Here is a 19,688-nt window from a genome sequence, read left to right as displayed (position 1 = left end):
GTGTCCTACTCCGGGAGGGGCTGCGGCGGGCGCGGACCGACGTAGTGTCCGCTGGGGCGCATGCGCAGCGGACGCTCGCCGTACTCCTCCAGGGCGTGGGCGATCCAGCCCGCGGTCCGGGCGACGGCGAAGATCGTCTCGCCGGCCGTGGACGGCATGCCGCAGGACGCGGTGAACACCGCCAGGGCGAGGTCCACATTGGCGTGCAGCGGGGTGTGCCGGGCGGTCGTCGCCACGATGTCGCGGGCCGCGAGCAGCGCGGACTCCGCGCGCGGGAGCTGCTCCAGGAGGCCGAAGAGCACCCGCGCGCGGGGATCCTCGCCCGCGTACAGCCGGTGGCCGAGGCCGGGCACGCGGCGGCCGGCGCGGAGTTCGGCGGCGATCACGGGGACCGCCGTGCCCTGGTCGAGCACGTCCAGCAGCATCCGGTGGGCGAGGCCGCTGGCGGCGCCGTGCAGCGGACCCTCCAGCACGCCCAGTCCGGCCGAGACGGCCGCGTAGGCGTGCGCGCGGGCCGAGGCGGCGACCCGTACCGCGAGCGTCGACGCGGCCAGGTCGTGGTCGGCGAGCAGCGCCAGCGCGGTGTCCAGGACGCGCAGGGAGGCATCGTCGGCTGGGAGGCCGGTCAACCGGGCCCACAGGCGCTGGGCCAGCGGACCGTCGTCCTTGCGCGTGTGCGCGGCCGGCGGCAGCGCGGCGACCAGGGTCGGGATGAGGATGCGTGCCGTGCTCAGGACGGCCTCCTCGGACAGGTCGAAACGCAGGGGGTCCTCGGCCGCCGCGGCGACCGCCGCCACCCGCAGCCGGTCGATGGGGGAGGCGTGCTCGGACAGCGCGTCCACCGCGCGGCGGGCCACCTGCACGGTGCTTCCGGGCGCGGAGAAGGCCGCCCCGGGGCTCGGCCGGCCCGTCCACAGCCACTCCGCGACCTCCTCGTAGGGGTGGCGGGCGGCCAGCTCGACGGCGTCCACGCCCCGGTAGAAGTACCGGTCCTGCTCGATCAGCGTGATCCGGGTGCGGACGGACAGGTCCCCGCCGGAGCCGGGGCTCCCGGCTGCCTCGCGCCGGTTGCGGCGGGCGAGGGACTCCACCTCCCGGGCCTCGAAGGTGCTGGCCCGGCCGCCGGGCTCGCGTCTGCTGCTGAGCAGGCCGCGGCTCACGTACGCGTAGACCGTCTCGGGCTTCACGCCGAGGAGTTCGGCGGTCTCCTTGGTGGTCATCCGGCGCCCGGGGCGGTGGGGAGCGGTGTCGTGATCGCGCATGGACGCCACGGTAGCGGTCTCTGCACAGGTTGATGACTACACATTGATTCAATCAATATTGACAAGAAAATAGTCAAGCATGGACAGTCGGATCAAGTTCAGGGAGGAAAGCCATGGCCATCAACAGGACCGCCACCCCGCTCGTCGACGCCCCGCGCGGTCTCGCGGGCGTCGTCGTCGCCGAGACCGAGATCGGTGACGTCAGGGGCCGGGAGGGCTTCTACCACTACCGCCAGTACCCCGCGGTCGACCTCGCCCGCACCCGCAGCTTCGAGGACGTCTGGCACCTCCTGGTCCACGGCACGCTGCCGGACGCGCGACGCGGAGCGGCCTTCGCCGCCGAGACGGCGGCCCTGCGGCGGCTGCCCGACGCCGTCGGCGCGGCACTGCCCGCGATCGCCGGGGCCGGGCGGCGCTCCGGACCACTGGCCGGACTGCGCACGGCACTGTCCCTGCTGGGCGCCGCCCAGGGCTTCCGGCCGGTGTACGACATGGACCAGGATGAGCGGCGCGCCGACACCCTGGCCGCCTGTGCGGCCGTACCCACCCTGCTGACCGCGCTGTACCGGCTGGGCCGGGGCCTCGATCCCGTGGAGCCCCGCGAGGACCTCTCGTACGCGGCCAACTACCTGTACATGCTGTCCGGTTCGGAACCGGATCCGCGTCGGGTCCGTGCGGTCGAGCACTACCTGATCTCAACCATTGACCACGGGTTCAACGCGTCAACCTTCACCGCCCGCGTCATCGCGTCCACCGGCGCCGACGTCACGGCCTGCCTGACCGGCGCCGTCGGCGCCCTCTCCGGTCCGCTGCACGGGGGCGCGCCCAGCCGGGCCCTGGACACGCTGGACGCCATCGGCACGCCCGACCGGATCGACGCCTGGATCCGCGCGCGCGTGCTCGCCGGCGACCGGATCATGGGGTTCGGCCACGCCGTCTACCGCACCGAGGACCCCCGTTCACGGATGCTGCGCGAGATCGCCCTCGACTTCGGCGGTCCCCGGGTCGACTTCGCGGTGGAGGTCGAGCGCCGGGTGGAGGCGATCCTCGCGGAGCTGAAGCCCGGCCGCGAACTCCACACGAACGTCGAGTTCTACGCCGGGGTGGTCATGGAACTGTGCGGCCTGCCCCGGGAGATGTTCACCCCCACCTTCGCCGCGGCACGGGTGGTCGGCTGGAGCGCCAACATCCTGGAACAGGCCGCCGACCCGAAGATCATCCGCCCGGCGGCGCGGTACGTGGGTCCGGAACCCCAGCCGGCGGTGGCCCCCGGCCGTTGACGCGAGCAGGCGACCCGGCCGGCGGGCACCGGCACCGCCGGTCCCCGCTCGTATCCTGGACGACCAGTCCACGCCCGCCCGTGCGCCGGACCGCGAGCCGGTGCGCGCTGGTACGTCAGAGAGGTCGCCCGTTGGGGAACAGCACGGTACACAGCGGCAGTCCGCAGCAGATCCCGGTCGTCGTGCTCGCCGGTTTCCTCGGCTCCGGGAAGACCACGCTCCTCAACCATCTGCTGCACCGCAGCGGAGGCAGCCGGATCGGGGCCATCGTCAACGACTTCGGGTCCATCGAGATCGACGCCATGGCCGTCGCGGGAGCCCTCGGCGACTCCACCGTCTCCCTCGGCAACGGCTGCCTGTGCTGCGCCGTCGACGCCGGTGAACTCGACCTGTACCTGGACCGGCTCGCCGCGCCCGCCACCGGCATCGACGTGATCGTCATCGAGGCCAGCGGGCTGGCCGAACCGCAGGAGCTCGTGCGGATGGTGCTCGCCAGCGAGCATCCCGGCATCGTCTACGGCGGCCTGGTCGAGGTGGTCGACGCCGCCGAGTTCGACGACACGCGGGCGAGGCACCCCGAGATCGACCGGCACCTCGCCCTCGCCGACCTGGTCGTCGTCAACAAGCTCGACCGCGCGCCCGACACCGACCGGGTGCTGGGCCTCGTCCGCTCGCTCACCGACCGCGCCGCCGTCGTCCCCGCCACCTATGGCCGCATCGATCCCGAGTTCCTCTTCGACTGCCGGCCCGGCGAGGAGCGCGTCGGGCAGCTGTCCTTCGACGACCTGCACGACCACGGCGCCGACGACCACGGGCACCTGCACACCGGCTACGACAGCCTGTCCTTCAGCGCCGACGTCCCGCTGGAGCCCCGCCGGCTCATGCGGTTCCTGGACAGCCGGCCCGAGGGGCTGTACCGGATCAAGGGGTACGTCGACTTCGGACCGTACGACCCCCGCAACCGGTACGCCGTACACGCCGTGGGCCGGTTCCTGCGCTTCTACCCGGAGCCCTGGGCGCCCGGGGAGGCCCGTCTCACCCAGCTCGTGCTCATCGGCTCCGGCATCGACACGGACACCCTCGGCAAGGAACTCGGGGCGTGCAAGAACGACGCCCCACACGCCGACGAGCACGGCATGTGGGGCGTTCTGCGCTACGTACAGGACCCGGACGGAACGCGAGGCGGGGCGGAAGACGAACCCCACGGCGAGACGGAAGCGGACCTGGAGGATCCGCCCGTCTAGCCCCGGGCCGCCCGTCTAGCCCCGGGCCGCCCGCCTAGCCCCGGGCCGCCCGTCTCACAGCACCGGGCCCGCGACCACGGCCACCGTCTTCGGCAGCGAGGTGCCCGAGCCGTCCCGGCGCGGGTCCACCTCGGGCAGGTCCACCGGCGTGCCGTTCTTCTGCGCCGCGCGCGCGGGCAGCGGGCCCGCCCAGGCCAGCGACAGGCAGTCCTCGCCCTTCAGGAACCGCTGGCAGCGCACACCGCCCGTGGCCCGGCCCTTGCGCGGGTACTGGTCGAACGGGGTCAGCTTGGCCGTCGTCTGCACCGAGTCGTCCAGCGTGCCGCGCGAACCCGCCACCGTGAACACCACCGCGTCGGCGGCCGGGTCGACCGCCGTGAAGGAGATCACCTTCGCGCCCTCGGTGAGCTTGACGCCCGCCATACCGCCCGCCGGACGGCCCTGCGGCCGGACGATCGAGGCCTGGAAGCGCAGCAGTTGCGCGTCGTCCGTGATGAAGACCAGGTCCTCCTCGCCGGTGCGCAGCTCCACCGCGCCGACGATCCGGTCGCCCTCCTTCAGCGTGATGACCTCCAATTCGTCCTTATGGGACGGATAGTCGGGCACCACCCGCTTGACCACGCCCTGCTCGGTGCCGAGCGCGAGCCCCGGTGACGACTCGTCCAGCGTGGTCAGGCAGACCACGGTCTCGTCGTCCTCCAGGGTGACGAACTCCGCCAGCGGGGCCCCTCCGGAGAGGTTGGGGGCGGCCACCGGCTCGGGCAGCTGCGGCAGGTCCACCACGTTGATCCGCAGCAGCCGGCCCGCCGAGGTCACCGCGCCGATCACTCCCCGCGCGGTCGCCGGCACCGCCGAGACGATGACGTCGTGCTTGACGCGCTTGGCGCCCGCGGCCTCCGGGAACGGCTCCGCGGTCGCCGTACGGGCCAGCAGTCCCGTCGAGGACAGCAGCACCCGGCACGGGTCGTCGGCCACCTGCAGGGGCACCGTGGCCGCCGGGGCGCCCGCCGACTCCAGCAGGACCGTGCGCCGGTCGGTGCCGAACTTCTTGGCGACGGCGGCCAGCTCGGCCGAGACCAGCTTGCGCAGCTCCGCGTCAGACTCCAGGATCCGGGTCAGCTCCTCGATCTCCGCGGTGAGCTTCTCCTTCTCCGCCTCCAGCTCGATCCGGTCATACTTGGTGAGCCGGCGCAGCGGCGTGTCGAGGATGTACTGCGTCTGCACCTCGCTCAGCGAGAAGCGCTCCATCAGGCGCTCCTTGGCCTGCGCGGAGTTCTCGCTGGACCGGATGATCCGGATGACCTCGTCGATGTCGACCAGCGCGGTCAACAGGCCCTCGACCAGGTGCAGCCGGTCGCGCTTCCTGCCGCGGCGGAACTCGCTGCGGCGCCGGACCACGTCGAAGCGGTGGTCCAGGTAGACCTCCAGCAGTTCCTTCAGGCCCAGGGTGAGCGGCTGGCCGTCGACCAGGGCGACGTTGTTGATGCCGAAGGACTCCTCCATGGGGGTCAGCTTGTACAGCTGCTCCAGGACGGCCTCCGGCACGAAACCGTTCTTGATCTCGATGACCAGGCGCAGGCCGTGTTCGCGGTCGGTGAGGTCCTTGACGTCGGCGATGCCCTGGATCTTCTTCGCGTTGACCAGGTCCTTGATCTTCGCGATGACCTTCTCGGGGCCGACCGTGAACGGCAGTTCTGTGACCACCAGGCCCTTGCGGCGGGCCGTCACGGGCTCGACCGAGACCGTGGCGCGCATCTTGAAGGTGCCGCGGCCGTTCGCGTACGCGTCCCGGATGCCGTCCAGGCCGACGATCCGGCCGCCGGTGGGCAGGTCCGGGCCCGGGACGTGCTTCATCAGCGCGTCCAGGTCGGCGTTCGGGTTCCGGATCAGGTGGCGGGCGGCGGCGACGACCTCGCGCAGGTTGTGCGGCGGCATGTTCGTCGCCATGCCGACCGCGATTCCCGAGGCGCCGTTGACCAGCAGGTTCGGGAAGGCCGCGGGCAGGGCCAGCGGCTCCTGCTCCTGGCCGTCGTAGTTCGGCGCGAAGTCGACCGTGTCCTCGTCGATCGACTCGGTCATCAGGCCGGCCGCCTCGGCCATCCGGCACTCGGTGTACCGCATGGCGGCCGGCGGGTCGTCGTTGCCCAGCGAGCCGAAGTTGCCGTGGCCGTCGACCAGCGGCACCCGCATGGAGAAGGGCTGCGCCATGCGCACCAGGGCGTCGTAGATCGACGCGTCGCCGTGCGGGTGCAGCTTGCCCATGACCTCGCCGACGACACGCGCGCACTTCACATAGCCGCGTTCTGGACGCAGCCCCATCTCGTTCATCTGATAGACGATCCGGCGGTGCACCGGCTTGAGACCGTCACGGGCGTCCGGCAGGGCGCGCGAGTAGATGACCGAGTACGCGTACTCGAGGTAGGAGCCACGCATCTCGTCCACGACGTCGATGTCGAGGATCCTCTCCTCGAACGAATCGTCGGGCGGCGGGGTCTTCGTGCTGCGGCGGGCCATCGCTGCCTGGCTCCTTCTGATCTGGTCGCTCGCCTACGGGGCGCTCGTGCTGCTGAAGCGTTTGACGGATCTGACGCGGACCATTGTGGACCTAGGCACTGACAACCCGTGCCACCACCCGGTCCGGGCGGGCCCGCCGGACCGGCGGAGCGGAGTCCGACGCAGGCTACGCGATCCGCTGTGGGCGTACGTCCCGCGGGAACTCCGCCGGGGCCCCGCACGCTTTGCATACAGTGGCAGGAACGGCAGGAAAAGCGCGGTTTCCATCAACCGCCTCCGCTCGCGAAGGGACGTACATGCCCATGGGTCACACGACCACAGCCGAGGCAGGCTCCGGGGGCCTGACAGCGACCGAGCACCGCCTGGCCAACGGTCTGCGCGTGGTGCTCTCCGAGGACCACCTGACCCCGGTGGCGGCGGTCTGCCTCTGGTACGACGTCGGCTCCCGCCACGAAGTCAAGGGTCGTACCGGCCTGGCTCACCTTTTCGAGCACCTGATGTTCCAGGGCTCCGCGCAGGTGAAGGGCAACGGCCACTTCGAGCTGGTGCAGGGCGCCGGCGGCTCGCTCAACGGCACCACCAGCTTCGAGCGCACCAACTACTTCGAGACCATGCCCGCCCACCAGCTGGAGCTGGCGCTCTGGCTGGAGGCCGACCGCATGGGCTCCCTGCTGGCCGCCCTGGACGACGAGTCCATGGAGAACCAGCGGGACGTCGTCAAGAACGAGCGCCGCCAGCGCTACGACAACGTGCCGTACGGCACGGCCTTCGAGAGGCTGACCGCGCTCTCCTACCCCGAGGGCCACCCCTACCACCACACGCCGATCGGCTCCATGGCGGACCTGGACGCGGCCACCCTGGAGGACGCCCGCGCGTTCTTCCGCACCTACTACGCGCCGAACAACGCGGTGCTCTCCGTGGTCGGCGACATCGACCCCGAGCAGACCCTCGCCTGGGTCGAGAAGTACTTCGGCTCCATCGCCTCCCACGACGGCAAGCCCGCGCCCCGGGACGGCTCCCTGCCCGACGTCATCGGCGAGCAGAAGCGCGAGGTCGTCGTGGAGGAGGTCCCCGCGCGCGCCCTGATGGCCGCCTACCGGCTCCCGCACGACGGCACGCGCGCGTGCGACGCGGCCGACCTCGCCCTGACCATTCTCGGCGGCGGCGAGTCCTCCCGCCTGTACAACCGGCTGGTGCGCCGGGACCGTACGGCCGTCGCGGCCGGCTTCGGCCTGCTGCGCCTGGCCGGCGCGCCCTCCATGGGCTGGCTGGACGTGAAGACCTCGGGTGACGTCGAGGTGCCGGTCATCGAGACCGCCATCGACGAGGAGCTGGCCCGGTTCGCCGCGGAGGGCCCCACGCCCGAGGAGATGGAGCGCGCCCAGGCGCAGCTGGAGCGCGAGTGGCTGGACCGGCTCGGCACGGTCGCCGGCCGTGCCGACGAACTGTGCCGGTTCGCGGTCCTGTTCGGCGACCCTCAGCTCGCCCTGACCGCCGTCCAGCGCGTCCTGGAGGTCACCCCGCAGGAGGTCCAGGAGGTCGCCAAGGCCCGCCTGCGGCCCGACAACCGCGCGGTGCTCGTCTACGAGCCGAAGTCCCCGCAGGCCGTGGAGGACGCCGACATCCCCGGGGACCCGGAGCAGGAAGCCACCGTAGAGGCCGGCAACGAGAACGAGGAGACGGCCAAGTGACCGAACTCGCCACCATGGACTTCCACCCCCGGCCGCAGCCCGGCGAGGCCCGGCCCTGGGCGTTCCCGGCTCCCGAGCGCACCGCGCTCGACAACGGCCTGACCGTGCTGCGCTGCCACCGTCCCGGCCAGCAGGTCGTCGCCGTGGAGGTGCTGCTGGACGCGCCGCTGGACGCCGAGCCGGCCGGCCTGGACGGCGTCGCCACGATCATGGCGCGGGCCTTCTCGGAGGGCACCGACAAGCATTCCGCCGAGGAGTTCGCCGCCGAGCTGGAGCGCGCGGGCGCCACCCTGGACGCGCACGCAGACCACCCCGGCGTCCGGCTCAGCCTGGAGGTCCCGGCCTCCCGCCTGGCCAAGGGCCTCGGTCTGCTCGCCGACGCCCTGCGCGCGCCCGCCTTCGCCGAGAGCGAGGTCGAACGGCTGGTCCGCAACCGCCTGGACGAGATCCCGCACGAACTGGCCAACCCCTCCCGCCGGGCCGCCAAGGAACTCTCCAAGGAGCTGTTCCCGGCGACCTCCCGCATGTCCCGGCCGCGCCAGGGCACCGAGGAGACGGTCGAGAAGATCGACGCGGCGGCCGTACGCGCCTTCTACGACCGCCATGTGCGGCCCGGCACGGCCACCGTGGTCGTCGTCGGCGACCTGACCGGCGTCGACCTGGACGGCCTGCTCGGCGACACCCTGGGCGCCTGGACCGGCACCCCGGGCGAGCCCCGGCCGGTGCCGCCGGTGACCGCCGACGACACCGGGCGCGTGGTCATCGTGGACCGGCCCGGCGCCGTCCAGACGCAGCTGCTCATCGGCCGGATCGGCCCCGACCGGCACGACCGCGTGTGGCCCGCCCAGGTGCTCGGCACGTACTGCCTCGGCGGCACCCTCACCTCCCGCCTGGACCGCGTCCTGCGCGAGGAGAAGGGCTACACCTACGGCGTGCGCTCCTTCGGACAGGTCCTCAGGTCCGCGCCGGACGGCACGGGCGCGGCGATGCTCGCCATCAGCGGCTCGGTGGACACGCCGAACACCGGCCCGGCGCTGGACGACCTGTGGAAGGTGCTGCGGACCGTCGCGGCGGAGGGCCTGACCGACGCCGAGCGGGACGTCGCCGTGCAGAACCTCGTCGGCGTGGCGCCGCTGAAGTACGAGACCGCGGCGGCCGTCGCGAGCACGCTGGCCGACCAGGTCGAGCAGCACCTGCCCGACGACTTCCAGGCGACGCTGTACCGGCAGCTGGCCGCCACGGGAACGGTGGAGGCCACCGCGGCCGTCGTGAACGCCTTCCCGGTGGACCGCCTGGTGACCGTCCTCGTCGGTGACGCGGCCGCCATCAAGGCGCCGGTGGAGGCGCTCGGCATCGGTGAAGTGACCGTGGTGGCGGCCGAGTAACGGCACGCGCGCGCAGGGCCCTGGCAACGCGTCGGTCGTCAGGGCCCTGTTGTTCCACTCGCTCCCTCAGATGCCCGTTTTGGGGCGGAGGTTGCCTGTCTGCCCTGTGGGATGCGCTACAAAAGGCCGCTTCCGTTTGAGGACGGGGAGCGGGCCGCCGTAGCGTCATCCGGGCTGTTCGTCAGGCAGTGCGCCGCGCCCGCGGCACCGGACAGTCATCGCCGAGTCCCCGTACGGCGCGAGCCAGGGGAGCCGGGGACCCACGCAGTCCCTGGGGTGAATCGGGCGCCCGCGCGCGAGTGGGGGAGCCCGTAGGAGACCTTCCTGCTCCGAACCCGTCAGCTAACCCGGTAGGCGAGAGGGAAGGAAAGGACCAGCCACTTCATGGCGTTCATGTGCGCCACCGGGAAGCACCGCAAGCCCGGCCGGGTCAAGCGGACCACCGCTCAGGCGGCCGGTATCGCGGCCCTCACCACCACCGGCGTGATCGGCACCCTCGCCGCCTCCCCGGCGCTCGCCGCCGAGAACCCCACGGAGCAGACCGGGCTCGTCCCCGTCCTCGCCGTGACCCAGGACGTTCCCGAGCAGATCGACGCGCAGGCCGCCGCCCAGCAGCAGGCCGCCGAGCTGAAGGCGGCCGAGGAGGCCGCGGCGAAGGCCGCCGCCAAGCGGGCCGCGGAGGTGCGCGCGGCCAAGGCCCGTGCCGCCCGCGAGGCCGAGCGCAAGCTGCTGAACACCTTCGTCGCCCCCGTCGCGCACTCGTACGTCTCCACGGGCTACCAGGCCAGCAGCTCCCTGTGGTCCTCCGGTTCGCACACCGGCATCGACTTCCACGCCGCCAGCGGCACGGCCGTCCACGCGGTGGGCTCCGGCACGGTCGTCTCCACCGGCTGGGGAGGCGCGTACGGCAACCAGATCGTGATTCGCATGGCCGACGGCATGTACACGCAGTACGGGCACCTGTCGTCCATCGGGGTCACGGTGGGCCAGAAGGTCGTCCCGGGCCAGCAGATCGGCCTGTCCGGCGCCACCGGCAACGTCACCGGGCCGCACCTGCACTTCGAGGCGCGGACCACTCCCGAGTACGGCTCCGACGTCGACCCGGTCGCCTATCTCCGCCAGCACGGCGTGAACGTCTGACACCCCGCGCACGACCGTCCGAAGCCCCGGCTCACCGAGCCGGGGCTTTCGTCGTTTTTCGCGGTGTCCGCCTGATTCGCTGACCAAAAAATATCCCTGGATCCGGGACCGCCGTCGGAAATTCCGGCCTATTGCAATAGAGTCACGGAACACGCGTCCATCGTCGGCGTTTCACGGGGATTAAGGCGGAGGTCGGTCATGCGTATTCCGGCGCACTCGGTGTGTACCGCTGTCCGGGACGACATCGTCGCGGGTGTCCACGCGCGCGGCAGCCGCCTCACCGAGGAGGTACTGGCCCGCCGGTACGGCGTCTCGCGCGTCCCCGTGCGTGAGGCCCTGCGCACCCTGGAGGCCGAGGGTTTCGTGGTGACGCGCCGGCACGCGGGCGCGTGCGTGGCCGAGCCGACCGAGGAGGAGGCCGCCGACCTGCTGGAGATGCGGATGCTGCTGGAGCCGCTGGGCGCCGCCCGGGCCGCCCAGCGCCGCACCGAGGCCCATCTGAAGGTGCTGCGCGGCCTGGTCCGGCTGGGCCAGGAACGGGCCAGGAGGGGCGGCAGCGAGGACCTTCGCTCGCTGGGCGGCTGGTTCCACGAGACGCTCGCCCAGGCCTCCGGCAGCCCCTCGCTGACCGCGATGCTCACCCAGCTGCGGCACAAGATCGCCTGGATGTACACGGTGGAGGCGCCGGTCAGCCCGATGGAGTCCTGGACGGAGCACGGCGCCATCGTGGACGCGGTGGCGCGCGGCGACGCCGAGCGCGCGCGGGCCCTCACCACGCTGCACGCCGAGCGCGCGACCGGCGCGCACCGGCTGCGGTTTTCCGGCGGCGCGGAGCGTGTGAGGACTTCGCAACGAGCCGTAAACATGTCGGGCCGACGGCATTAACACGGGGGCCGTATACAAAGAGGAGTTATTCGGGGCGGGGTCTTTTCCGCTGCCCGAATTAACGGCGCGGTAATTCGGCGGGTGGCTTTTCCGGTGGGAAAGCCACCCCGCACACGCCGAAGCCGCGCCACCCGAAAAGGCGGCGCGGCTCCGGCGCTTCTGTGCGGTGCTCGCTCAGACGGTCTCGGGCAGCTCCTCCAGGCCCTCGGAGACCAGCTTGGCCAGCCGGTCGAGTGCGGCGTCCGCACCCTCGGCGTCGGAGGCGAGGACGATCTCCTCGCCGCCCTGGGCGCCCAGGCCCAGAACGGCGAGCATGGAGGCCGCGTTGACGGGGTTGCCCCCGGCCTTGGCGATCGTCACCGGGACGCCTGCGGCCGTGGCGGCTCGGACGAAGATGGAGGCGGGGCGGGCGTGGAGGCCCTCGGCCCAGCCGACGTTGACGCGGCGCTCAGCCATGTGTTGCTGCCCTTCGGTGTTCAGGGTTGTCTAGACCAGTTTCCCATATCGTGAAGCGTGCCCGGAGGGGACGTGCGTCCCGCTCCGGTGTGGGGCCGGACCGCGGCCTCGGTCCGGCTTGTCGTCCTCCACAGACTGCCTCGCTCCGTTGTCGTACGCGAGCCGTACTCTGGGGCTCATGCAGACCTCGGCGGACCGGCAGGACCGGCACCACTACCCCGCCCACTGGGAGGCGGACGTGGTGCTGCGTGACGGGGGCACCGCACGCATCCGGCCCATCACCGTTGATGACGCCGACCGCCTGGTCAGTTTCTACGAGCAGGTCTCGGACGAGTCGAAGTACTACCGCTTCTTCGCGCCGTACCCACGGCTCTCCGCCAAGGACGTCCACCGCTTCACGCACCACGACTTTGTGGACCGGGTGGGACTCGCGGCCACCATCGGCGGCGAGTTCATCGCCACCGTACGCTATGACCGCATCGGCACCGACGGCATGCCCGCCTCCGCGCCCGCCGACGAGGCCGAGGTCGCCTTCCTGGTCCAGGACGCCCACCAGGGCCGCGGAGTGGCCTCCGCCCTGCTGGAGCACATCGCGGCCGTGGCGCGCGAGCGGGGCATCCGCCGCTTCGCCGCCGAGGTGCTGCCCGCCAACACCAAGATGATCAAGGTGTTCACGGACGCCGGCTACACCCAGAAGCGCAGCTTCGAGGACGGCGTCGTCCGCCTGGGGTTCGACCTCGAACCCACCGACCGCTCCCTCGCCGTGCAGCGCGCGCGGGAGCAGCGCGCCGAGGCCCGCTCGGTACGGCGGCTCCTCGCGCCCGGCTCGGTCGCGGTCGTCGGCGTCGGCCGCGCCCCCGGCGGAGTGGGCCGCGGCGTCCTCGGCAACCTCCGCGACGCGGGCTACGCGGGCGGTCTGTACGCCGTGAACAAGCTCTTCCCGGAGGACCTCACGCAGCTCGACGGGGTGCCCGCGCACCGCTCGGTGCGGGACATCGGCGGCCCCGTGGACCTCGCCGTCGTCGCCGTGCCGGCCGAGCAGGTGCCCGCCGTGGTCGCCGAGTGCGGCGAACACGGCGTCCAGGGGCTGGTCGTGCTCTCGGCCGGGTACGCCGAGAGCGGCCCCGAGGGGCGCGAGCGGCAGCGGGCCCTCGTGCGCGCCGCGCGCGCGTACGGCATGCGGATCATCGGCCCGAACGCCTTCGGGGTCATCAACACCGCCCCGGACGTCCGGCTGAACGCCTCGCTGGCCCCCGAGATGCCCCGCCCCGGCCGCATCGGCATGTTCGCCCAGTCCGGCGCCATCGGCATCGCCCTGCTGTCCCGGCTGCACCGGCGCGGCGGAGGCGTCACCGGGGTCACCGGCGTCTCCACCTTCGTCTCCGCCGGCAACCGCGCGGACGTCTCCGGCAACGACGTCCTGCAGTACTGGTACGACGACCCCGAGACCGACGTCGTCCTCATGTACCTGGAGTCCATCGGCAACCCCCGCAAGTTCAACCGCCTCGCCCGGCGCACGGCGGCCGCCAAGCCCCTGGTGGTCGTCCAGGGGACCGGCACGGCACCGCAGGGCCACGCGGTCCGGGCCACCCGGCTGCCGTACGCGACCGTCTCCGCGCTGCTGCGGCAGGCCGGCGTGATCCGGGTCGACACCATCACCGAGCTGGTCGACGCGGGGCTGCTGCTCGCGCGCCAGCCCCTGCCCGCGGGCCCGCGCGTGGCCATCCTCGGCAACTCCGAGTCGCTGGGCGTGCTGACGTACGACCGCTGTCTGGCCGAGGGGCTGCGGCCGGCCCGGCCCGTGGACCTGACGACCGGGGCGACGGCGGAGGACTTCCACCGGGCGCTCGCCGCCGCGCTGGCCGACGGCACGAACGACGCCGTCGTCGTCACGGCGATCCCCGCGATCGGGGAGGGCTCGCCGGGGGACGCCGAACTGGCCCAGGCACTGCGGTCGGCCGCGGCGGCGGTGCCGGGGAAGCCGGTGCTCGTCGTCCACGTCGAGCTGGGCGGACTGGCCGAGGCGCTGTCGGCTGCGGCGAGCACCGCACCCGGGGCCGGTGAGAGGGCGCAGGGATCCGCGGGAGCGGCCGTACCCGGGGCCGGTGAGAGGGCGCAGGGATCCGCGGGAGCAGCCGTACCCGGGGCCGGCGAGAGGGCGCAGGGATCCGCGGGAGCGGCCGCACCCGACCTCACCACCCCACCCGAGGGCACCCACCTCATCCCCGCCTACCCCGCCGCCGAACGTGCCGTCCGGGCCCTCGCCGAAGCCGTGAAGTATGCGGGGTGGCGGCGCGAGGCGACCGACCCCGGCAGGGTGCCGGAGTACGACGACATCGACGAGAAGGGCGCCGCCCGGCTGATCGGCGAGCTCCTCACGCGCGGGCAGGGGCTCGCCGTCTCCGACGCGGAGACCTGCGCGCTGCTCGGCAGGTACGGCATCCCCGTGCGCCGCGCCCTGCCCGCGCCCACCCCGGGGGCCGCCGTCGAGGCCGCCCGCTCCCTCGGCTACCCGGTCGCCCTCAAGGCCACCGCCCCGCACCTCAGGCACCGCGCCGACCTGGGCGGGGTCCGTCTGGACCTCGCGGACGAGGAGCAACTGCTGCGGGCGTACGCCGAGTTGACCGAACTGTTCGGGCGGCCGGAGGAGCTGCGGCCGGTGGTGCAGGGCATGGCACCGCGCGGGGTCGACACGGTCGTACGCGCGGTGATCGACCCGGCGGCCGGCGCCGTGCTGTCCTTCGGCCTGGCCGGAGCAGCCTCCCAGCTGCTCGGTGACATGGCCCACCGGCTGATCCCGGTCACCGACCGGGAGGCGACCTCGCTGGTGCGGTCGATCCGGACGGCCCCCCTGCTGTTCGGCTGGCGCGGCTCCACCCCGGTGGACACCCCGGCCCTGGAGGAACTGCTGCTGCGGGTGTCCCGGCTGGTCGACGACCACCCCGAGGTGGTCGCGGTCACCCTGGAGCCGGTCGTCGTCGCCCCGCACGGCGTGAGCGTCCTCGGCGCCACCGTCCGGCTCGCGCCCCCACCCGCCCGCGACGACCTGGGCCCGCGCACGCTGCCGGCCTACTGAGCGGGACGGGGGGCACACCACAGGGAGATCGCCGGACGGAAGCCGCTGCCCGAGGACGGCGGTGGGACGGACCGGGGATCCGGGCCGGGGCCCGTGCCGAGGCCCCCGCGCGCGCGTGTACGGGCCGCCCCGGTCCGCACGACTGGCCCGGACCGCCCCCGCCCACGGATTAGGATGGACGCCATGGCCAAGACCAGTACGACGACCCAGGGGCTGCGCGCGGCGATCGAGCGCAGCGGCTACTACCCGGCCCTCGTGGCCGAGGCGGTGGAGTCCGCGGTGGGCGGCGAGCCCGTGCGGTCGTACCTGGTCCACCAGGAGACGACGTTCGACCAGAACGAGGTGCGCCGGCACGTCACCGTGCTGGTCCTCACCGGCAACCGCTTCATCGTCAGCCACACCGACGAGCAGGCCGCCGACAGCACGTCCCCGACGCCGTACGCCACCACCTCCACCGAGTCCGTGAAGCTCGACCGGATCTCCTCGGTGGTGGTCAGCCGGGTCGTCGCCAACCCGGAGCAGTACACGCCGGGCACGCTGCCCCGCGAGGTCGTGCTGACCATCGGCTGGGGCGCGGTCAGCCGTATCGACCTGGAGCCCGCCGCCTGCGGCGACCCCAACTGCGACGCCGACCACGGCTACACGGGCAGCTCCACGGCGGACGACCTCAGCCTGCGTGTCAGCGAGGCCGGGGACGGCCCGGAGACGGTGCGCCAGACGCTCGCCTTCGCGCAGGCCATCTCGGAGGCGACCGCGGACCTCACGCGCTGATGTCCCAGCTCTCCGCCTGGGACCACCCGGAACCCCTCGCCCTGGACACCGCGCCGCTGCCCGAGTACGGCAGCGGCTCCCTGGCCGACCTGCTGCCCACCCTGGCCGCCGGCATGGGCGTGCCCGGTCTGACCGCCACGATCGGCGAACTGACCGCGACCGACCGGGTCTGCGTCTTCCTGATCGACGGGCTCGGCTGGGAGCAGCTCCGGGCACACCCGGACGAGGCCCCCTTCCTGACCTCCCTGCTCGGCAGCTCGCGCGGCGGCACCGGCCGCCCGCTCACCGCCGGCTACCCGGCGACCACCGCGACCTCCCTCGCCTCCGTCGGCACCGGCCTGCCGCCCGGCCTCCACGGCCTGCCCGGCTACACCGTGCGCAATCCGGACACCGGCGAGCTGATGAACCAGCTCCGCTGGCAGCCGTACACCGCACCGCACGCCTGGCAGCCGTACCCCACCGTCTTCCAGCTGGCCCACGACGCCGGGGTGCACGCCGCGCAGGTGTCCTCGCCCGCCTTCCAGCACACCCCGCTCACCAAGGTGGCGCTCAGCGGCGGCACCTTCCACGGCCGGCTCACCGGCGAGGACCGCATGGACCTGGCGGCCGAGCAACTGGCCGCCGGGGACCGCTCGCTGGTGTACACGTACTACTCGGAGCTGGACGGCGCCGGACACCGCTACGGCGTCGCCTCCGACACCTGGCGCGGCCAGCTCATGTACGTCGACCGGCTCGTCCAGCGCCTCGCCGAGCAGCTCCCGCCGCGCAGCGCCCTCTACGTCACCGCCGACCACGGCATGGTCGACGTGCCGTTCGACGACCGGCACCGCATCGATTTCGACGAGGACTGGGAGCTGCGCGCCGGCGTGGCCCAGCTGGGCGGCGAGGGCCGGGCCCGGCACGTCTACGCGGTGCCGGGCGCCGGGAACGACGTCCTGACCGTCTGGCGCGAGGTGCTGGGCGAGCAGTTCTGGGTGGCCTCGCGGGACGAGGCGATCGCGGCCGGCTGGTTCGGGCCGCGGGTGGACGAGCGCGTGTACCCGCGGCTCGGGGACGTGATCGCCGCCGCGCACGACGACGTCCTGATCATCGCCTCCGAGCGGGAACCCAAGGAGTCGGCGCTGGTCGGCAACCACGGCTCGATGACCCCTGCGGAACAACTGGTCCCGCTGCTCGAAGTACGCTCCTGAAGCGTCCCACCCCTCCCGACGACTCACCGAAAGGTGCTCAACTCCTCATGCCCGAGCTGGTGTTCTTCTCCGGAACGATGGACTGCGGGAAGTCGACGCTGGCTCTGCAGATCGAGCACAACCGTTCCGCGCGCGGACTGGCCGGCATGATCTTCACCCGGGACGACCGCGCGGGCGAGGGCAAGCTGTCCTCCCGGCTGGGTCTGGTCACCGACGCGGTGGAGGTCGAGGACGGCCAGGACCTGTACGTCTACCTCGTGGACCATCTCTCACGGGGCGGCCGGGCCGACTATGTGATCGCGGACGAGGCGCAGTTCCTCGCGCCCGAGCAGATCGACCAGCTCGCGCGCGTGGTGGACGAGCTGGACCTGGACGTGTTCGCCTTCGGCATCACCACCGACTTCCGCTCGAAGCTGTTCCCGGGCTCGCAGCGGCTGGTGGAGCTGGCCGACCGGATCGAGGTGCTCCAGGTGGAGGCGCTGTGCTGGTGCGGCGCCCGGGCCACGCACAACGCCCGCACGGTGGGCGGCGAGATGGTGGTCGAGGGCGCCCAGGTGGTCGTCGGCGACGTCAACCAGTCCGCGGGCGAGATCGGCTACGAGGTGCTGTGCCGCCGCCACCACCGGCGCCGGATGACCGCCGCGTCCGCCCGCGCGGCGGCCCTGTCCCCGGACGTGCTGCCCGTCTCGGCGTCCTGAGAACCCGTCAGGGCCCGGCCCCGGGCTCAGGGGCCTTTGCAGGGCGTCTCAGGACCCTTGAGGTGCCCTGGGACGGGACCCGCGGGCCTCAGCGCGGGTCCTGCACCACCGAGAACTCGGCGCCCTCCGGGTCCGCCACGGTCGCCACCCGCCCGTGCGGGCTGTCGTGGGCCGGGCGGAGGATCCGGCCGCCCAGGCCGGTCACCTGCCGGAGCGTCGCGCCGAGGTCGGCGACCTCGAAGTACGTCCGCCAGTACGGCCCCCGGTCCCGGGGCAGGGCGTGGCCCACGCCGTGCAGCCCCGCCACCGGCCGGCCGTCCAGGCGCAGGGTCACGTAGTCGAAGTCGGCGGAGACCACCGGCTCCTCCCCGTAGCCGAAGACGCTCCGGTAGAACTTCGCGACGCTCTCCGTCTCGTAGGTGACCAGTTCGTTCCAGACGGGCGTGCCGGGCACGCCGCTGATCGCCGTGCCGAAGTGGGCCGAGCCCTGCCAGATGCCGAACACCGCCCCGGAGGGGTCGGAGGCGATCGCCATCCGCCCGGCCTCGGCGGCGTCCAGCGGGCCGACGGCCACCGTGCCGCCGCACAGCCGTACCGTGTCGGCGGTCTGGTCGACGTCGTCCGAGGCGAGGTACGGCGTCCAGGCGACCGGCAGCCGGCGGTCCGGCGGCAGCTGGCCCATGCCCGCCACCTCCCGCCCGTCCAGCAGCGCCCGCACATACGGGCCGAGCTGCTGCGGGCCCGGCCGGAACTCCCAGCCGAACAGCTCACCGTAGAACTCCTCGGTGGCATCCAGCCCGTGCACCATCAGGCTCACCCAGCAGGGCGTGCCGGGCCCGCGCCACGCGTGCGGACCGGCCGACTCCCGTGCCTCGGTCATCGATCTCTCTCTCCCCGGCCCCTCGCGGTGGCCGTGTCGCTTCCGCTCCCCGGAAGGGGTGTCCAGGCCGCCGGCGGGTAGGCCCGTGCCGGTGCCCGCGTTCTCCGGCGGTGCCGGGGGCGCTGCCGACCCGCTCGGCCGTCACTCCCGGAGGATGCCCGATCTGCCGTCTCCCGCCGCTTTCTGACACAGCCCGACGGATGTTCGCCCGCTGTACAGCACGTGCTCGAACCGGTACGCCCGGTGATCGAGCCTGTCCGGCCGAGCAGAGTAGCCGGACCTGGACGCCGCGGCCACCCCTGGCGTATGGATGGACGCCATGACAGCCATCATCACCGCATCCGATCTCGCGCACGAGCTGACGGGGGCCGCCCCGCCCGCGCTGCTGGACGTGCGCTGGCAGCTGAGCGTGGCGAAGGCGGCGGGCGCGCCGGCCTTCGACGGCCGGGCCGAGTACGCGGCCGGGCACATCCCCGGCGCGGTCTTCGTGGACCTGGACCGGGAGCTGGCCGCCGCGCCCGGCGCGCGGGGCCGGCATCCGCTGCCCGACCTCGCGGAGTTCGGTGCCGCCATGCGCCGCGCGGGCGTGTCGGCGGGGCGGCCGGTCGTCGTGTACGACGGCGGGCAGGGCTGGGCCGCCGCGCGCGCGTGGTGGCTGCTGCGCTGGACGGGTCACCCGGACGTGCGGGTGCTCGACGGCGGGTTGCCGTCCTGGCGGGGCGCGCTGTCCACCGAGGTGCCGGAGCCGGCCGAGGGCGACTTCGTCCCGGCCCCGGCCGCAGCGGGGCTGCTGGACGCGGACGGGGCCGCGGCCCTGGCCCGTACGGGGGTGCTGCTGGACGCGCGCGCGGGGGAGCGGTACCGCGGTGAGGTGGAGCCGGTCGACCGGGTCGGCGGGCACATCCCGGGCGCGGTGTCGGCGCCGACGACGGAGAACGTGGGCCCCGACGGCCGCTTCCTGCCGGCGGTGGAGCTGAGGGACCGCTTCAAGGCCCTGGGCGTGTCCGAGGACACCGAGGTGGGCGTGTACTGCGGTTCGGGCGTCTCCGGCGCCCACGAGGTCCTCGCGCTGGCGGTGGCGGGCATCCCGGCGGCCCTGTACGTCGGATCGTGGTCCGAGTGGTCCGCGGACCCGGCGCGGCCGGTGGCGGTGGGGGCGGATCCGCAGTAGCGGGCAGGCCGGGGAGGGGCACGCGCGCGTGCCCCTCCCGTCGTC

Annotated in this window: 15 protein-coding genes and 1 riboswitch; of the genes, 11 read left to right on the top strand and 4 right to left on the bottom strand. The window is 73.2% G+C overall.

Annotation, left to right across the window (positions count from 1 at the left end; translation table 11 throughout):
* Positions 1-5: 5 nt before the first annotated feature.
* Complete coding sequence (locus ACZ3ZD_RS24685) at positions 6-1,262, bottom strand: citrate synthase (protein ID WP_467401175.1); 1,257 nt, start codon at positions 1,260-1,262, stop codon at positions 6-8.
* Positions 1,263-1,375: 113 nt separating this feature from the next.
* Between ACZ3ZD_RS24685 and ACZ3ZD_RS24680 the strand changes: the two genes are divergently transcribed.
* Positions 1,376-2,542 (top strand): citrate synthase/methylcitrate synthase, encoded by a 1,167-nt coding sequence (locus tag ACZ3ZD_RS24680; RefSeq protein ID WP_467401172.1) that lies wholly within the window; start codon positions 1,376-1,378, stop codon positions 2,540-2,542.
* 131 nt (positions 2,543-2,673) lie between these two features.
* Positions 2,674-3,786 (top strand): CobW family GTP-binding protein, encoded by a 1,113-nt coding sequence (locus ACZ3ZD_RS24675; RefSeq protein WP_467401170.1) that lies wholly within the window; start codon positions 2,674-2,676, stop codon positions 3,784-3,786.
* A 54-nt stretch (positions 3,787-3,840) separates the two neighbouring features.
* Here ACZ3ZD_RS24675 and ACZ3ZD_RS24670 read toward each other — a convergent pair whose 3' ends face one another.
* A complete protein-coding gene (locus tag ACZ3ZD_RS24670; protein WP_467401167.1) occupies positions 3,841-6,300 on the bottom strand; it encodes a DNA gyrase/topoisomerase IV subunit A in 2,460 nt (819 codons plus the stop codon).
* A 296-nt stretch (positions 6,301-6,596) separates the two neighbouring features.
* Here ACZ3ZD_RS24670 and ACZ3ZD_RS24665 point away from each other — a divergent pair, with 296 nt between their 5' ends.
* The 4 genes from ACZ3ZD_RS24665 to ACZ3ZD_RS24650 all read left to right on the top strand — a co-directional run bounded on the left by ACZ3ZD_RS24665 (position 6,597) and on the right by ACZ3ZD_RS24650 (position 11,401).
* Positions 6,597-7,991, top strand: a complete 1,395-nt coding sequence (locus ACZ3ZD_RS24665; protein WP_467401164.1) for a M16 family metallopeptidase — start codon at positions 6,597-6,599, stop codon at positions 7,989-7,991.
* Positions 7,988-9,376 carry a M16 family metallopeptidase gene (locus ACZ3ZD_RS24660; RefSeq protein WP_467401161.1) on the top strand — a complete coding sequence of 463 codons (1,389 nt, stop codon included), beginning with the start codon at positions 7,988-7,990 and terminating at the stop codon, positions 9,374-9,376. Before ACZ3ZD_RS24665 ends, ACZ3ZD_RS24660 begins: the two co-directional genes overlap by 4 nt.
* A 209-nt stretch (positions 9,377-9,585) precedes the next feature.
* Positions 9,586-9,748, top strand: a riboswitch (cyclic di-AMP (ydaO/yuaA leader).
* A gap of 12 nt (positions 9,749-9,760) precedes the next feature.
* The gene (locus ACZ3ZD_RS24655; RefSeq protein ID WP_467401159.1) at positions 9,761-10,516 is read left to right on the top strand and encodes a M23 family metallopeptidase; all 756 of its coding nucleotides are present in this window, start codon (positions 9,761-9,763) and stop codon (positions 10,514-10,516) included.
* 198 nt (positions 10,517-10,714) lie between these two features.
* The gene (locus ACZ3ZD_RS24650) at positions 10,715-11,401 is read left to right on the top strand and encodes a GntR family transcriptional regulator (RefSeq protein WP_467401157.1); all 687 of its coding nucleotides are present in this window, start codon (positions 10,715-10,717) and stop codon (positions 11,399-11,401) included.
* A gap of 174 nt (positions 11,402-11,575) precedes the next feature.
* On the opposite strand, the gene ACZ3ZD_RS24645 is transcribed toward ACZ3ZD_RS24650, so the two are convergent.
* Positions 11,576-11,857, bottom strand: coding sequence for an HPr family phosphocarrier protein (locus ACZ3ZD_RS24645; RefSeq protein ID WP_014675499.1), 282 nt, complete (start codon positions 11,855-11,857; stop codon positions 11,576-11,578).
* A 178-nt stretch (positions 11,858-12,035) separates the two neighbouring features.
* Here ACZ3ZD_RS24645 and ACZ3ZD_RS24640 point away from each other — a divergent pair, with 178 nt between their 5' ends.
* The 4 genes from ACZ3ZD_RS24640 (at position 12,036) to ACZ3ZD_RS24625 (ending at position 17,592) form a co-directional block, all read left to right on the top strand.
* The gene (locus ACZ3ZD_RS24640; RefSeq protein WP_467401153.1) at positions 12,036-14,933 is read left to right on the top strand and encodes a bifunctional acetate--CoA ligase family protein/GNAT family N-acetyltransferase; all 2,898 of its coding nucleotides are present in this window, start codon (positions 12,036-12,038) and stop codon (positions 14,931-14,933) included.
* Positions 14,934-15,116: 183 nt separating this feature from the next.
* Positions 15,117-15,704 (top strand): DUF5998 family protein, encoded by a 588-nt coding sequence (locus ACZ3ZD_RS24635; RefSeq protein ID WP_467401151.1) that lies wholly within the window; start codon positions 15,117-15,119, stop codon positions 15,702-15,704.
* The gene (locus tag ACZ3ZD_RS24630) at positions 15,704-16,894 is read left to right on the top strand and encodes an alkaline phosphatase family protein (protein ID WP_467401147.1); all 1,191 of its coding nucleotides are present in this window, start codon (positions 15,704-15,706) and stop codon (positions 16,892-16,894) included. Before ACZ3ZD_RS24635 ends, ACZ3ZD_RS24630 begins: the two co-directional genes overlap by 1 nt.
* 47 nt (positions 16,895-16,941) lie before the next feature.
* Entirely contained in the window at positions 16,942-17,592 is a 651-nt protein-coding gene (locus ACZ3ZD_RS24625) for a thymidine kinase (RefSeq protein WP_467401144.1), read from the top strand.
* Between the two features lie 88 nt (positions 17,593-17,680).
* On the opposite strand, the gene ACZ3ZD_RS24620 is transcribed toward ACZ3ZD_RS24625, so the two are convergent.
* The gene (locus tag ACZ3ZD_RS24620; RefSeq protein WP_467401141.1) at positions 17,681-18,472 is read right to left on the bottom strand and encodes a VOC family protein; all 792 of its coding nucleotides are present in this window, start codon (positions 18,470-18,472) and stop codon (positions 17,681-17,683) included.
* A 319-nt stretch (positions 18,473-18,791) separates the two neighbouring features.
* Between ACZ3ZD_RS24620 and ACZ3ZD_RS24615 the strand changes: the two genes are divergently transcribed.
* Positions 18,792-19,643, top strand: a complete 852-nt coding sequence (locus ACZ3ZD_RS24615; RefSeq protein WP_467401139.1) for a sulfurtransferase — start codon at positions 18,792-18,794, stop codon at positions 19,641-19,643.
* The last annotated feature ends 45 nt before the right edge of the window (positions 19,644-19,688 follow it).

Source organism: Streptomyces sp. NPDC023481 (assembly GCF_055560195.1).
Note: the sequence above shows the minus strand (reverse complement) of the source record. Positions and strands in the feature narration are given on the sequence as shown.

Bases quoted from the DNA above. Each gene is read 5' to 3' on its own strand.
- ACZ3ZD_RS24615 (WP_467401139.1), top strand. From the start codon at position 18,792: ATGACAGCCATCATCACCGCATCCGATCTCGCGCACGAGCTGACGGGG.
- ACZ3ZD_RS24685 (WP_467401175.1), bottom strand. From the start codon at position 1,262: ATGCGCGATCACGACACCGCTCCCCACCGCCCCGGGCGCCGGATGACC.
- ACZ3ZD_RS24625 (WP_467401144.1), top strand. From the start codon at position 16,942: ATGCCCGAGCTGGTGTTCTTCTCCGGAACGATGGACTGCGGGAAGTCG.
- ACZ3ZD_RS24655 (WP_467401159.1), top strand. From the start codon at position 9,761: ATGGCGTTCATGTGCGCCACCGGGAAGCACCGCAAGCCCGGCCGGGTC.
- ACZ3ZD_RS24620 (WP_467401141.1), bottom strand. From the start codon at position 18,472: ATGACCGAGGCACGGGAGTCGGCCGGTCCGCACGCGTGGCGCGGGCCC.
- ACZ3ZD_RS24630 (WP_467401147.1), top strand. From the start codon at position 15,704: ATGTCCCAGCTCTCCGCCTGGGACCACCCGGAACCCCTCGCCCTGGAC.
- ACZ3ZD_RS24670 (WP_467401167.1), bottom strand. From the start codon at position 6,300: ATGGCCCGCCGCAGCACGAAGACCCCGCCGCCCGACGATTCGTTCGAG.
- ACZ3ZD_RS24635 (WP_467401151.1), top strand. From the start codon at position 15,117: ATGGCCAAGACCAGTACGACGACCCAGGGGCTGCGCGCGGCGATCGAG.
- ACZ3ZD_RS24665 (WP_467401164.1), top strand. From the start codon at position 6,597: ATGCCCATGGGTCACACGACCACAGCCGAGGCAGGCTCCGGGGGCCTG.
- ACZ3ZD_RS24640 (WP_467401153.1), top strand. From the start codon at position 12,036: ATGCAGACCTCGGCGGACCGGCAGGACCGGCACCACTACCCCGCCCAC.
- ACZ3ZD_RS24680 (WP_467401172.1), top strand. From the start codon at position 1,376: ATGGCCATCAACAGGACCGCCACCCCGCTCGTCGACGCCCCGCGCGGT.
- ACZ3ZD_RS24645 (WP_014675499.1), bottom strand. From the start codon at position 11,857: ATGGCTGAGCGCCGCGTCAACGTCGGCTGGGCCGAGGGCCTCCACGCC.
- ACZ3ZD_RS24650 (WP_467401157.1), top strand. From the start codon at position 10,715: ATGCGTATTCCGGCGCACTCGGTGTGTACCGCTGTCCGGGACGACATC.